We start from the raw sequence: 14,241 nt of genomic DNA, 5'->3' as shown, positions 1-14,241 counted from the left end.
GTCCCTATGACAATCGCTCGCCGTCCCGTAAAATCGAACGGGACTGTCCCAGTACGTCGAGGTGTCCCGCCACCGCGAACAAGGGGCAGCCTCTGTTCACCTCACTCCTGCGACATCACCGTCACGACGGGGCGGTCCGCCTCCAAGAGGATCGACTGCGTCTTGCTCCCGAAGACAGCCTTGCCGACCGGGGTGCGCTGTCGCCCGCCGATGACGAGATACTTCGCGTTTCGTCTGTCGGCCTCAGCCAGGATTTCCTCGACCGGTTCGCCCACGCGCCCTTTCAGGACCGTATTGGACGGGTCGTCGAGTGTGCCACGGACGACGTCGCGTGCGACACCGGTGGCGTGGCGTTCGCCGTCGTCGACGGTGTACTCCTCGGTCTCCTCGTGGGGGTGCTGGTCGGCGCCGCCGTACGAGGCCGGCGTCGTGATCGTCCGCGACGAGCCGCCGCCGGCGGCGCTCCGGAACTCCTCGAAGACGTCCTGCGGCATTACGTGCAGTACCACGTGCTCGACGTCGAACGCCTCGGCCAACTCAGCACCGCGTTCGACGGCGTGGCTGGGGATCGTCTCGCCGTCGACCGCTGTGAGTATCGTCATACACGATACTCTAAGTGGGAGCTAATAAATCGTGGTGCCGATTCTACACCTCTCGGCCTGTCGCCATCGGGCGGTTGCTCGCACTCTGAGAGACATTCAACACCCAGGGTCGAGAATCGCCACCTCGTCACGTCCGATAGAATCACCGAACGTCACCACCCGCGATTTTATTACCGGGCCCACGAAACACATCGCTCGTCGAATGAGCGATAGAGAGTCAGACATACGTGCATCTCCAGCTGTCGGCGACGACGGCGGTGGCGAGGTGCGGTATCTCTCCCAGCGAAATCTGGAGGTACCCACCCATCAGATCGTCTCCCCGGACGGTTCTTACGACGAGGGGGCGATCCCGGACCTCGACGACGAGGAGTTGTGCGACCTGTACCGGTGGATGGTAACTGATCGGGTGTTCTCACGGCGGATGGTGAACATCCAGCGGCGTGGCGAACTCGGAACCTTCGGGTCGACCCGCGGTCAAGAGGCGAGTATCATCGGCAGCGCGTTCACGCTTCAGCCCCAAGACTGGCTGTACGTCGGGCGCGCGTGGACGCCGATGTTTATGCGCGGCGCGTCGATGAGGGATATGATCCTGTTCTGGCGCGGCATCGAGGAGGGCCAACAGGCCTTCGCGCGTCAGAACTCCCAGATCGCGATCTCGATCGGTTCACACCTCCCGCTCGTCGCGGGCATCGCGTGGGGAATGCAACTCGACGACGCCGACGCGGTCTCGACCGCTTATCTCGGCGACGGCGCGACCAGTACCGGCGCGGCCCACGAGGGCATCAACCTCGCGGGCTCGCTCGGACTGCCGGCGCTGTTCTTCTGTCAGAACAACCAGTACGCCATCTCGATGCCCTTCGAGCAACAGAGCGGTGCGAACACCATCGCGCAGAAGGCGCTCGCGTACGGCATCGACGCCATTCGCGTCGACGGCCAAGACGTGCTCGCGGTGTACGACGCGGTCCAGAGCGCGCGCGAACGCGTCAAGAACGGCGATCCGGTGTTCGTCGAATCGGTCACGTACCGTCTCGACGCGCACACGACGAGCGACGATCCCACCCGGTACCGCGACGACGAGGAAGTCCAGCAGTGGGAAGAAAACGATCCGATCGAGCGCTACCGGACGTTCCTGAAGTCCGAGGGCCTCTGGTCCGACATCGACCACGACGCCATCGTCGAGGACATCGAAGCCGAATTCGACGAGGCGCTCGCTGCCGCGAACGAGTTCGAAGAGCGCGGCGTCGCAGAGATGTTCGCGTACGTCTACGACGACCTGCCGCCCGAACTCGCGCGCCAACTGGACGAATTCGAGGAACTGCTCGAACGCCGACCCGAGATGTACGACTACATCGAACAGCGACCCAAGGGATGACTATGCAGGCTACTATCGTACAGGCGGTCAACGACGCACTACACACGGAGATGGAACGCGACGACCGAGTCGTCGTCTTCGGCGAGGACGTCGCCGAGAGCGGGGGCGTCTTCCGCGCCACCGACGAACTCCTCGAGGAGTTCGGAACCGACCGCGTCGTCGATACGCCGCTCTCGGAGATCGCGATCGTCGGCGGCGCGGCGGGAATGGCGATGTACGGCTACCGCCCCGTCGCCGAGATTCAGTTCTCGGGCTTTCTCCCCCCGGCGTTCGACCAACTGGTCACGAACGCGAGTCGGATCCGCTGGCGCACGCGCGGCGAACTGAGCGCGCCGATGGTCGTCCGGATGCCTTACGGCGCCGGCGTCCGCGCGCTCGAACACCACTCCGAGAGCCTCGAAGGAGCCTACGGTCACATTCCTGGCCTCAAGGTCGCGGTGCCGAGCACGCCCGCGGACACGAAGGGACTGCTCACCGCGGCGATCCGGGACCCCGATCCGGTGCTATTTATGGAACCGAAGCGGATCTACCGCTCCATCCGCGACGAGGTGCCCGAGGGCGAGCACGAAGTTCCGCTCGGCGAAGCGGCCGTCCGTCGTGAGGGCTCGGAGTTGACGGTCGTCGCCTGGGGCGCGATGATGCCGGCGACGCTCGAGGCGGTCGAGCAGAGCGGCGTCGACGCCGAGGTGATCGACCTCCGCACCATCTCGCCGATGGACGCCGAGACGATCGTCGAATCGGTCAAGAAGACCGGCCGCTGCTGTGTCGTCCACGAAGGACCGCGAACGCTCGGCGTCGGCAGCGAGATCATCGCCCGGATCAACGACGAGGCGCTGATGTACCTCGAAGCCCCGGTCGAGCGCGTGACCGGATTCGACACGCCCGTCCCGCTGCTGTCGATGGAAGACTTCTACTTCCCGCACCCACCGCGGATCGTCGAAGGCATCGAGCGCGCGCTGTCTGTCTGACAACGCCGTCACAATCTAACTCCGGACTCCTCGGCTCGAATCATCCTGCGGTCCGGATTCGACGTATCGACCACAGCGTTTTTATTTTCGTTTCGCCGGAGTCCGAAACCCGTGATCGCAGGGAAATACTGAAAGGGTAGTGCGTCGACCGAAGCGTATGGTTGAGCGAACTTTCGAGCTGCCGGACCTCGGGGAGGGTATCGCCGAGGGCGAACTCGTCTCGTGGCTCGTCGCAGCGGGCGATACTGTGGAAGAAGATCAGGTCATCGCCGAGGTAGAGACCGACAAAGCGCTCGTCGAGATTCCGAGCCCCTACGACGGGAGCGTCACCCGACTTCACCACGACGAGGGCGAGATCGTTCCGGTCGACGCCGTCATCGCCACGTTCGAGGTCGAGGGCGACGAAGAAGCGGCGACCGAGCGCGACTCGTCGAGCTCCAGTGCCGACGCCGAAGGGAGTCCCGGAGAGACAGCCGCCGACGCAGCCGACACCGACGCGGCGGCCGCAGGCACACCCGCCGACGCGGCCGCAGACGCTAGCCCGGGCGAGTCACCCGTCCCGTCGGGTCGCGTGTTCGCGTCGCCGAGCACCAGAGCGCTCGCGCGGGAACTCGGCGTCGACATCGGCGCTGTCGAGGGCAGCGGTCCGGGCGGCCGCGTGGCCGGCGCTGACGTCCGCGCCCACGCACAGGGTGCCGGAACTCCCGCCGGCGAGGAACCCGCTGCTGGGGCAGCGACCGCAAGTGCCGCAGCCGCCGAAACTGCGGCGACGACGACTGCCGACTCCGAAGCGGTGGCCGCAGTCGGAAACGGCACGGCCGAGGCCGTCGAGCAGCGAGAGAGTGGCGTCGGCGCCGCTGCTGCCGAGCGGGATCGCACGCTCGCGATGCCGGCGACGCGACAACTCGCGGCGGACCTCGGCGTCGATCTGAACGCCGTCCCCGCGAGCGAGGAGCGGGAGGGGGAACCGTTCGTGACGCCGGACGACGTTCGAGCGTTCGCGGCGGAGGGTAGTGACGGGGCCAGCGGTGTCGCGTCCGGCGTCGCCGGTGCGACGACCACCGAGGAGGCGAAGTCGGCCACTGAACCGGTGACGACGGCAGACGAGCGGTCCGCGGCCGAAACGCCTGGCGAGGGCGCAGCAGCCGGCGATCTCGCCGACAGACCGGGCGAGCGGGTCCCGTACCGCGGCGTTCGGCGCACGATCGGGGAACAGATGGCGGAGTCGAAGTACACCGCCCCGCACGTCTCCCACCACGACGAGTTCGACGCGACCGAACTGGTCGAGTTGCAGGAGGAACTGGCGGCCGTCGCCGAGACAGAGGGCGTGAAACTGACCTATCTCCCGTTCGTCGTGAAAGCGATCACGACCGCGCTCGCGGAGTTCCCGTACCTGAACGCGAGCCTCGACGAGTCGGCCGGGGAAATCGTCCTCCACGACGAGTACAACGTCGGGATCGCCGTTGCGACCGACGCGGGACTGATGGTGCCGGTCGTCAAGAACGCCGACGAGAAGGGGCTGAAGCAACTGGCCGAGGAGATCCGCGATCTGGCCGAGCGGGCGCGGAACCGACAGATCAAGCCCGAAGAGATGCAGGGCGGCACGTTCACCATCACGAACATCGGGGTCATCGGCGGTGAGTTCTCCTCGCCGATCATCAACCACCCCGAGGCCGCCATCTTCGCGATGGGGCCGATCAAGAAGCGCCCGTGGGTCGTCGACGACGAGGTCGTCGCCCGAAACACGATGCGCTTCTCGATGTCGGTCGATCACCGCCTCGTCGACGGCGCAGACGCCGCGCGGTTCTCAAACCGCGTGAAGGAACTGCTTGCAGAACCCTCGCGACTCCTCCTGGAGTAACGCACAGTCTCGGTTCCATCTGCGGATTCGTCCCGCCGACGCGGACGGATGACTTTTTGACTGGGGAGCGAGACGGGAGGTGTATGGTAATGGGCGATATCGCGACGGCGACGGATCTTCTCGTGATCGGTGCGGGGCCTGGGGGCTACGTCGCTGCGATCAGAGGCGCACAGTTGGGATTGGACACGACGCTCGTCGAGAAAGACGCCTACGGCGGCGCCTGTCTGAACCGCGGCTGTATCCCATCGAAAGCCTTCATCCACGGCGCCGACGTCGCCCACGAGGCGGGCAACGCCGAGGAGATGGGGATCCACGCCGATCCGGCGATCGATATGCTGCAGATGCAGGAGTGGAAGTCCGACGTCGTCGACCAGCTCACGAGCGGCGTCGAGAAGCTCTGTAAGGCAAACGGCGTCTCGCTGCTCGAAGGGACGGCCGCGTTCGAGGACGAACACACCGCCCGCATCGCCCACGGCGGGGAGGGACAGGGGATGGAGACCGTCGAGTTCGAGCACGCGGTGATCGCGACAGGCTCGCGACCGATTCAGATTCCCGGGTTCGACTTCGCGGACGACCCCGTGCTCTCCTCCTCTCAGCTCCTCCAGATGGAGTCCGTCCCGGATCGCCTCGTCGTCGTCGGCGCGGGCTACATCGGGATGGAACTCTCGACGATGCTCACGAAACTCGGCACCGAGGTGACCGTCGTCGAAATGCTCGACGACGTGCTCCCGGCGTACGAGGCCGACGTCAAGCGAATCGTCCGCAAGCGCGCCGAGGAACTCGGCATCGACTTCCACTTCGGTGAGGGCGCGACCGGCTGGGAGGAGACGGCCGACGGCGTGCTCGTCTCGACCGAAACCGAAGCCGGAGACGTGTCACAGTACGAGGGCGACGCCGTCCTCGTCGCAGTCGGGCGACAGCCTGTCACCGACACGATGGAACTTGACGCGATCGGCCTCGAACCGAACGACGCCGGATTCATCGAGACGGACGACCGTGCGCGAACGGACGTCGAGAACGTCTTCGCGGTCGGGGACGTCGCGGGCGAACCGATGCTCGCGCACAAAGCGAGCGCCGAGGGAATCGTCGCCGCCGAAGTCGCCGCCGGCGAACCGGCCGCGCTCGACCAGCAGGCGATCCCCGCCGCGGTGTTCACCGATCCTGAAATCGCCACGGTGGGTCTGACCGAGGACGATGCCGCAGACGCCGGCTTCGACCCCGTCGTCGGGGAGATGCCGCTCCGGGCTAGCGGGCGCGCGCTCTCGATGGGCGAGTCCGACGGGTTCGTCCGAATCGTCGCCGACGAGGCGAGCGAAATCGTCCTCGGCGGGCAGATTGTCGGCCCGAACGCCTCCGAGATCGTCGCCGAGGTCGCACTCGCAGTCGAGATGAGCGCGACGCTCGAAGACGTCGCCGGCACGGTGCACACGCATCCGACGCTCGCCGAGGCCGTGATGGAAGCGGCCGAAAACGCGCAGGGACAGGCGATTCACACGCTGAATCGCTGATCTGGGGGCAGTCACCGCTCGCGTCACGCTGCAATCAATTCGGTTTCACCCAAGGAACTTTCCCTCCGCAGTCGGTGGATCGGGTATGCCGAACGATCGAGCGATCCAGCGCGTCGGTATCCACGAGTGGGGAACGCATCCGGTTCCACCCGCACATCTCCGCGACCTTCTGCGGGAGATGGACGGACTCGACTGCGAGTTCGCGGTGTGTGACACCGACGACGTGAGCGACTTCGACGGCGTCGTCACTCTCTTTCATCACGACGAGTTCGTCGGGGCTGTCGAGTGGGTGCACAACATCCGATCGGGGTACAACGATTTCCCACTCGACGACTACCGCGAGGCCGGCGTGACGATGACCAACAGCACCGGCGTCGCGGGCGACCTCGTCGCCGAGACGGTCACCGGTTTGGTCCTGACGCTGGCGAAGGGACTCCACCGCTTCCGCGACCGACAGAACGACGGCGAGTGGGAGCGACTCCCCTGGCAGCGGCCCTTCGAGATAAGCGGTGCGAACGCCTGCGTCGTCGGTCTCGGCGAACTCGGGGGCAGCGTCGCGACCCGACTCGGCGTGCTTGGAATGAACGTCGAGGGCGTCGACATCCGTCCGGTCTCGGGCCTCGGACTCGACCGCGTCCACGACGTGTCGCGCATCGAGGAGGCCGTCGCCGATGCTCGTTTCGTCGTCCTCACGACCCCACTGACGGACGCGACCCGCGGACTCGTCGATGGAGACGTCCTCGACGCGATGCGCGAGGACGCATATCTGATCAACGTCAGCCGCGGACCGATCGTCGAGCAACACGCGCTCGTCGACGCCCTCGAAAACGACGACATCGCGGGCGCAGCCCTCGACGTCTTCGATCCAGAGCCACTTCCCGGAGACTCCCCGCTCTGGGAGATGGACGAAGTCGTCGTGACGCCGCACGCCGCCGCCCAAGCGAACACCTACGGCGATCGGATCGCCGACCTCGTCGAAACGAACATCGGCCGACTCAACGAGAGCGCGACGCCGTGGAACGAGATCGTGTGAGCCGAAGCGCGCGCGGACGTCTTTCCACTCCATCGCTCGTCGCTTCCGATCCGGGCCATCGGAACCGTTCATAGATTCTCGCCGGACGATACGACGTGAAGTTCACGAGACTGACGACAATCTCTACGAGTGGCTGGACAATTTTCGCCTACGACGTAGTCTCGTTCTGATCTCGCGAAATCTGCTAGCTAAGAGCGGCTCCCACGATCCGGACTCCTCACACTTCGTGTACGTTATCACCCAATTGACGATTCTCTCCGTGGTTCGAGCGGGAAAATTCTCACAGAGTCGTTCTTTTCTTACGAACAACTATTCGTATTTAGTTTGGACCGAGTAGTCTCTCGGTGCAAATGGGTTCGTCCGAAGGCGTGGTCCGACGCGATCCAGATGCCGACGCGCGTCACTGTTCGATACGTTCCGCCAACAAAAGCGGCCGACGGGGACTACGAATGTGTCTGGTTGAGTTCGATGATGTTCGCGGCCCGCCGAAGTTCCGGGAGGATTTCCTCGTCGATTCGCTCTTGATCCATTCGACTGACGGGGCCCGACACGCTCAGCGCGCCGGTGATGTCGCCGTCGCTCAGGATCGGCACGGCCACGCAGTTGAGTCCCTTGATACGCTCTTCGCGGTCGTACGCGCACTCGCGCTGTCTGATCTCGGCCAGTGCCTCGAACAGTTCCGCCCGGTCGGTGATCGTTCGGTCGGTTTTCGCCGGGAGGCCGTGGCGCTCGATGATCGCATCGACGCGGTCGCGCGGGAGATACGCGAGAACCGTCTTTCCGAGCGCGGTCGTGTGCAGTCGGACGGACTGTCCCGTGTACGAGTCGAGGCTGACGGCGTTCTCTCCGCGCTCGCGGGCCAGAAACACCCCGAGGCCGTGCTCTTCGACCAGCAGGTTGGCGTACTCGCCGGTGGCCGCCGCGAGGCGCTCCATCTCCGGGGTGGCAACCGTGTAGAGGCGCTCTCTGGACCGTGCGTAGCCGCCGAGGTCGAGGAACTGAAGCCCGACCTCGTACTGTTGGCCGTGCTGAACGACGTAGCCTTCGTGTTCGAGGGTCCGGAGGTAGTTGTGGGCGCTGCTCTTCGGGATGTCGAGATGAGTCGCGAGTTCGGTGACGGTCGCGCCGTCGTGGGACTTGAGCGCCTCGACGATCCGAAACGTCGTCTGCGCCGTCTTCACGGGCGTTTTCGGCTCCCCGCTTGTTCCATCCATACGATGTGCATCATCGTTCAGAATATAATAGTTGTCGTTCGTTTCTCGTGTACGCCCGTTCGAAGATCGGCGTATCGCGCTATGATTGCTCCCCACGCCGAGCACCACCCAGGGTGTCCCACACACTGGGATACCGACTGCCGTGTCTCGAATCGGGCTAGCGGACCCGGTAGACGGCCAGTCGCACGCCGTTCGGCTGGCGAGTCCCGGCGGCGACGAAGACGCTCTCGGTGAGCCACTCCAGATCGGGGGCGGCCGTCTCGAACTCCGGGACGGACGCGAAGTAGACGTCGTCGGGTTCGACCGGGAGTCCGTCGCGCAATCGCTGGCTCGTCTCCGGATCGGCGAGTCGCATCCCGCGGTTCTCGACGTACACTCGCTCGCCGTCGGTCGTCTCGAACGCGTACTTGGCGACGAGTTCCGTCGGTCGCCGCTCCCGGTAGAGTTGGTAGTCCGCACCCGCTTCGAGAACAGTCCCTTCGATACGCCCCGACACAGTCCCGCCCAGGATGGGGATGATCCGCCGCTGTCCGTCGCCGGTTTGACCGATCTCGATCGGCGACTCGACGTCGATCTCCAGTTCCATCACGCGTTCGAGGCCCAGTTCCAAGTTCGGATCGTCGGTCTGCCAGGTATCGTCTGCCATATTCTCCCTGTACCTCCAATATACATAATCGTTGCGCGTGAAACTCGATCCGCCGTCCGTCAATCCATCTCCGGCGGCGGGTATAACATATGTACCAGTGTTATCTTAATGTACTTTCGCCGCCAAGTGAAATCTAAACATTACGGTACAAGTAGTATATAATCTATATTTTGAATCTCTATTAGAACATTTGTAAATTTACTTAATGACATTGAATAACCGAGTTCTAACAGATATAGAGGACTGAATTTATTATATGGTATATGGTATAACACCGTAAATAACACTGAACAGATTGTACTCGGATGCAAAAGCCCCGATCAGTCTCGTCGACTCACTAGCTCCGACTCGAACGGAACGACGGCGTTCGGCTCGGCGGGCCGACCCCCGTCAGGCCCGTAACTCCGCTTCGACGAGCTCGACGGCATCTCGGACCGCGCCCACCGAGCCCAGGTGTCCCGCACCGACGGCCGTCTTCATCGCTTTCGCTGCCGCGCCGGTCACGACCTCCGGACCGAGTTGAGCTACCGTCCCTTCACCGACTGTCACGATCCAGCCCGGGACCTCGAAGCGGTAGGGATCGAGTCTGGGCGCGAAATCGTCACCGTTGGCACTCTCGTAGTCGACGAGGCGGGCGATGTTTGCAGCGACCGTTCGCGCCTCACGGAGCGCGGCGGACGCAGAGGCGGGCACGGGCTCGCCGTCGGCGTCGACGGCGCGGGCGGCGTCGCCGACAACGAACGTGTGCGTGTCGAGCCGCAGGTCCTTGCGAACGATCGGGCGGTCCCCAGCCATCGCGTCCGTGCCTCGGATTCCGCCGGTCCAGACGAACACGTCGGCGTCGAACCTTCCGCGGTCGGTCTCGACAGCGTCCGCCGTCGCGCGCTCTACCGTCGTTCCGGTCGAGATCGACACCCCACGGGGTTGGAGTTCCTCGCGAACCGCCTCCCGGAAGTTCGGCGGGAAGTTCGGCGCGACGTCGTCCAGTTGTTCGAGAAGCGTGACCTCGGCGTCGACGCCTTCCTCGCGTGCCAGCGCGGCCAGTTCGCCCGCGGTCTGGACGCCCGACAGGCCTGCGCCACCGACCACGACGTGCACCGCCTCACTTCCGCCATCGGCCGAATCTGCTCCGAGCGCGTCGAAGAAGGCCTCCCGGATCGCGAGCGCGTCGTCGACGGACGTCAGGGGGAGTCCGTGTTCTGCGACGCCCGGGATACCGTAGTCGGCGGTCGTCGATCCGAGACAGACGGCCGCGTAGTCGTACGCAAGCACATCGCCGCTGGCGAGGTGGACCCTCCGTTCGTCGCGATCCACTTCGGTTACGTGGTCGGTTCGGACTGTCGCCCGATCGAAAAGCTCCGACAGCGGGACCTGAATCGCGTCGGCGACGCTCGGGCGTCGGATGACGCGGTGGACTTCGTGTTTGACCAGGTGCGTGTCAGATTCGTCGACGACGACGAGGTCGACCGATGGCGGGAGTGTCGATTCGAGACGGCGCGCCAGCGTCACGCCGGCGTAGCCGGCTCCGAGGATCACGACTCGCATAGCCTGTCGTTCGGACCGGAGGGCAAAAGGGCGAACGGCCGTTTCGCGGCGACGACGAGAAACGCGGGTCGAGACGGGGCGACGTACGAGGGGCAGAGACGACGCGAGCGGCTGTGACGGCGCGAGCGCGGTCAGAACAGGGCGTCGGACTCCGGGAGGATCTGTGCGGGGCCGCCGACCTCCCAGACGTCGGTGTCGACGCCGACCGCTGCGATCCGGTTCTTGACGGCTTCGACGTGCTCGGCGGTCGTGTTGACGTAGACGCTCGCGCCCGTGTCGGTCGAGAAGAAGACCGGGACATCCTCGTCCTCGCGCAGCTCGCGGACGGCGTTGAACACGGCGATCGTGTCCGGCTGCCAGTAGACCCAGCCCGCGGGTCCGGTCATCGTCGTCGCCGTCAGCGACAGCGAGTCGTGTTCGGCCAACTCGAACGCGCGGTCGAAGTCGGCGTCGTAGAGTGCGTCGCGCATCTCGTCGATCTGGTGGTGGACGTGCGCCATTCGCGCCTGGAACATATGGCTCTCGGCGGCCTCGCGGTGGGCCTGCTCGGTCTCCTTGTAGGCGGGGACGTGCGCGGCGACGATCCGAAGATCGTCTTCGAGGTCCGTCTCGATCCGTTCGGACCGGCAGTCCCGATCGTTCATCCCCGAGTAGAGGTGCGAGAACGCGCCGGTGACGGCGCGGGCAGCCGACGACGAACCCCGACGTGCGATCGTCGAGACCTCGGGGCGAGTCATATCGAGGCCGGCAGCTTCTGCGAGGGCCATAGCGGCCGCGGCAAAGCCCGAGGACGAGGAGCCGAAGCCGATGTTCGAGGGGAAGGAGTTCTCGGATTCGAGTCGGACCGGGTGCTCGATATCGGCGAGGTCGCGGACGTGCTCGACGACGGCGTCGATGCGCTCGGCTCCGCGGCCCTCGACGCGGTCGCCGCCGATCAGGTAGACGTCCTCCTCGGCGTCCGGCTGAAATTCGACCGTCGTCGTCGTGGCGCTCGGTGCGGTGCAGACGCTGATGCTGTCGTGGTACGGGAGGCGAAGCTCCTCGTCGCGCATCCCGTGATACTTGATCAGTCCCTGGATCGGGTGCGCCTTGGCGGTCGCCTTCATACCCCTACGCGGGAGGGACGGCGGGTTAAACGTCCCGATGACTCGATCGGGTGGGTAGAAACGGTCCGTTCAGCGAGTACTTACAGCCCGACACCGACCGCGTACGGCCACGGGGCCCCGGAGAGCGCGAGAAAGACGAGCGCGCCGCCGAGAAGCGCGACGTTCTTCAGGAAGTTCGTCATCTCCGCCTGCTGCTGCTCTTGAGGTACGGCCCAGAAGTCGTGCATCGCCGGGGTCGAGACGAGCAGGAACAGCGCGACTGCGCCCGCAGCCAGCGCCGGGAACGCGCCGATCGCGATTCCGAGGCCGCCGAAGAGCAACATCCCGCCGCTGAAGACGACAGCCAGGCGCCCGGCCGGGATGCCCTTCGACTCGGCGTACCCGGCCATCTGGCCGACTCCCTGGAAGTGATTCAGTCCCATAAACGCCAGTACGACGCCGAACAGAACGCGTGCCAGGAGGAACGCGATTCCTTCGGAGCCTGCGTCGAGTTGCAGTACAACCGATGAGATATCAGGTATCATCACAGTATGTAGTTCGGAGACGAACCGATATATAATTTTCCTGACTTTAATGATACCTGGTGACGTCACTGTAACGTGCTGAAACGGCCAACGCTTTCTTGTTCTGACGGCGAGAAGTAGAATGGGAAATAGCCACTACGGGCCCGAGAGAGCATTTTCGCGTTCCGGCGTCGAGAACACGAACACTGTTTGTAGAAATTTACAATACCTTATATAGCAGGCGGTCGATAGTGTGGTATCGACCGTAATTCGCGTCGACAGTCGGTGGACTGTAGTGGTAGCACGCCGACTACGCCGGCGACGCGAGCGGGTCCCCACCTATGACACGCAAGGCACTGGCAGTCCTGATCGTCGCATCGCTCCTCGTAAGTACGGTTCCTGCTGCCGCGCTCACCTCCAATCCGAACATCCAGACAATCACGCCCGATCCCTCGCTCCAACCCGGCGGCGTGAACGAACTCTCCTTCCAGTTGGTGAACGACGGCGAGGGTGCCGAAGACGAAACTCGCTCGGCGCACAACGTCCACATTCGTCCGCGTGACGTCGGCCGGATCGACGTCGAGACCAGACACCTCTACGTCGAACAACTGCCCGACGGCACGCCCGCCGGTCTCTCGCTGAAACTGAACGTCCCTTCAGACATCGAGAGCGGCACCTACCGGATTCCCCTCCGACTCTCGTATGAGTACGACAGCGGCGCGGGCAACGACGTCGAACGGAAGACCACCATCTACCTCCCCGTTCGCGTCGAGTCCGGCCCCCGATTCGACGTCGTCGACACCAGTTCGACGGCGACCGTGAGCGGACAGGGAACCCTCGAAGTGACGGTCAAGAACGTCGGCGACTCCGCGGCGTACGACTCGACGTTCACGCTCTCGTCGTCGGCCCCGGACGTGCAACTCGGTGCCAGCCAATCGAGCACGCGCTTCGTCGACACCTGGGAACGCGGCGCGAACCGGACCTTCGAGTTCGAAACGACGCTCGGTGACAGCGCAACCGTCGGCAACTACTCGCTCGGCGCGCAGATCGACTTCGAGAAGCCCAGCGGCACGACCGGATCGACGCCCTCCCTCACCGTACCGTTGCGGGCACTCCCCGAGATGACGTTCTCGGTGGCCGACGTGAGCAGTTCGCTCCGCGTCGGTGAGACCGGAACGCTCTCCGGGACGGTCACCAACACGGGTCCGAAGGCCGCAAACAACGCGGTCGTTACGTTCCCCGATCCGGGTCCGACAGTCACGCCGATCGAAACGTCGGTCGCCGTCGGGTCGCTCGAACCGGGTGAGTCCGCGCCGTTCGAGTTCGACGTCGAAGTGACGAGCAGTGGGTCCGCAGGCCCGCGACAGTTCGACCTCGCCGTCGACTACCGCGATCAGGACGGCTCCTCGCGACAGGCCGACGACATTCCCACGCGCGTCGAGGTCGGTCCCCAGACGCCCGAGTTCGACGTCGAACCGGTCAACGGGACGCTCAGCGCGGGCTCCGACGGTGAGTTCGAGGTGACTGTGACGAACACCCGCGACTACGCGGTCTCGGACGTCTCCGCGAAGATCTATATGGACTCGCCGCTGTCGTCGGACGACGACGAGGCGTTCGTCGACCGCCTCGAACCCGGCGAGTCGGAGACGATCGTCTTCCAACTCAGCGCCGGCGGCGGCGCGACGGCGAAGACCTACCCGGTCAAGATGGACTTCCAGTACGACGACGAGGACGGTGACACGATCATCTCCGACACGTACCAGATCCCCGTCGACGTGACCGCTAGTTCCGGCGGCGGGCTTCCGATCGTCCCGATCCTCGTCGTGGTGGCGCTCGTCGTCGTCGCCGGCGGGTATCTCTACTACCGCCGGCAGGGCTGACCG

The 14,241-nt window shown here is 64.8% G+C and carries 12 protein-coding genes; 6 read left to right on the top strand and 6 right to left on the bottom strand.

Translation table 11 applies throughout. From position 1 onward, the window contains the following. Positions 1 to 101: 101 nt before the first annotated feature. On the bottom strand, positions 102 to 602 hold the full coding sequence (locus tag NO347_RS14950; protein ID WP_256290458.1) for a universal stress protein: 501 nt from the start codon (positions 600 to 602) through the stop codon (positions 102 to 104). A 202-nt stretch (positions 603 to 804) separates the two neighbouring features. Here NO347_RS14950 and NO347_RS14945 point away from each other — a divergent pair, with 202 nt between their 5' ends. The 5 genes from NO347_RS14945 (at position 805) to NO347_RS14925 (ending at position 7,344) form a co-directional block, all read left to right on the top strand. Further along, positions 805 to 1,974 (top strand): thiamine pyrophosphate-dependent enzyme, encoded by a 1,170-nt coding sequence (locus NO347_RS14945; protein ID WP_256290457.1) that lies wholly within the window; start codon positions 805 to 807, stop codon positions 1,972 to 1,974. Between the two features lie 2 nt (positions 1,975 to 1,976). Then, entirely contained in the window at positions 1,977 to 2,942 is a 966-nt protein-coding gene (locus NO347_RS14940; protein ID WP_425492397.1) for an alpha-ketoacid dehydrogenase subunit beta, read from the top strand. A gap of 157 nt (positions 2,943 to 3,099) precedes the next feature. Next, on the top strand, positions 3,100 to 4,803 hold the full coding sequence (locus NO347_RS14935; protein ID WP_256290455.1) for a 2-oxo acid dehydrogenase subunit E2: 1,704 nt from the start codon (positions 3,100 to 3,102) through the stop codon (positions 4,801 to 4,803). Between the two features lie 83 nt (positions 4,804 to 4,886). After that, positions 4,887 to 6,311, top strand: coding sequence for a dihydrolipoyl dehydrogenase (lpdA, locus tag NO347_RS14930; RefSeq protein WP_256290454.1), 1,425 nt, complete (start codon positions 4,887 to 4,889; stop codon positions 6,309 to 6,311). Between the two features lie 85 nt (positions 6,312 to 6,396). Beyond that, positions 6,397 to 7,344 (top strand): D-2-hydroxyacid dehydrogenase, encoded by a 948-nt coding sequence (locus NO347_RS14925; protein ID WP_256290453.1) that lies wholly within the window; start codon positions 6,397 to 6,399, stop codon positions 7,342 to 7,344. A 443-nt stretch (positions 7,345 to 7,787) separates the two neighbouring features. Here NO347_RS14925 and NO347_RS14920 read toward each other — a convergent pair whose 3' ends face one another. From NO347_RS14920 to NO347_RS14900, 5 genes are all read right to left on the bottom strand, one after another. Further along, complete coding sequence (locus NO347_RS14920) at positions 7,788 to 8,558, bottom strand: IclR family transcriptional regulator (protein WP_256290452.1); 771 nt, start codon at positions 8,556 to 8,558, stop codon at positions 7,788 to 7,790. A gap of 157 nt (positions 8,559 to 8,715) precedes the next feature. After that, complete coding sequence (locus NO347_RS14915) at positions 8,716 to 9,204, bottom strand: DUF3237 domain-containing protein (protein ID WP_256290451.1); 489 nt, start codon at positions 9,202 to 9,204, stop codon at positions 8,716 to 8,718. Between the two features lie 390 nt (positions 9,205 to 9,594). After that, positions 9,595 to 10,749: an NAD(P)/FAD-dependent oxidoreductase gene (locus tag NO347_RS14910; RefSeq protein WP_256290450.1), complete on the bottom strand. Its 1,155-nt coding sequence runs from the start codon at positions 10,747 to 10,749 to the stop codon at positions 9,595 to 9,597. 131 nt (positions 10,750 to 10,880) lie between these two features. After that, complete coding sequence (mvaD, locus tag NO347_RS14905; protein WP_256290449.1) at positions 10,881 to 11,855, bottom strand: phosphomevalonate decarboxylase MvaD; 975 nt, start codon at positions 11,853 to 11,855, stop codon at positions 10,881 to 10,883. An 80-nt stretch (positions 11,856 to 11,935) separates the two neighbouring features. Next, positions 11,936 to 12,379 (bottom strand): DoxX family protein, encoded by a 444-nt coding sequence (locus tag NO347_RS14900; RefSeq protein ID WP_256290448.1) that lies wholly within the window; start codon positions 12,377 to 12,379, stop codon positions 11,936 to 11,938. Positions 12,380 to 12,699: 320 nt separating this feature from the next. Between NO347_RS14900 and NO347_RS14895 the strand changes: the two genes are divergently transcribed. Continuing rightward, positions 12,700 to 14,238 (top strand): COG1361 S-layer family protein, encoded by a 1,539-nt coding sequence (locus NO347_RS14895; RefSeq protein WP_256290446.1) that lies wholly within the window; start codon positions 12,700 to 12,702, stop codon positions 14,236 to 14,238. The last annotated feature ends 3 nt before the right edge of the window (positions 14,239 to 14,241 follow it).

It is taken from the genome of Halobellus inordinatus, from assembly GCF_024464655.1.
GTDB lineage: Archaea > Halobacteriota > Halobacteria > Halobacteriales > Haloferacaceae > Haloquadratum > Haloquadratum inordinatus.
Note: the sequence above shows the minus strand (reverse complement) of the source record. Positions and strands in the feature narration are given on the sequence as shown.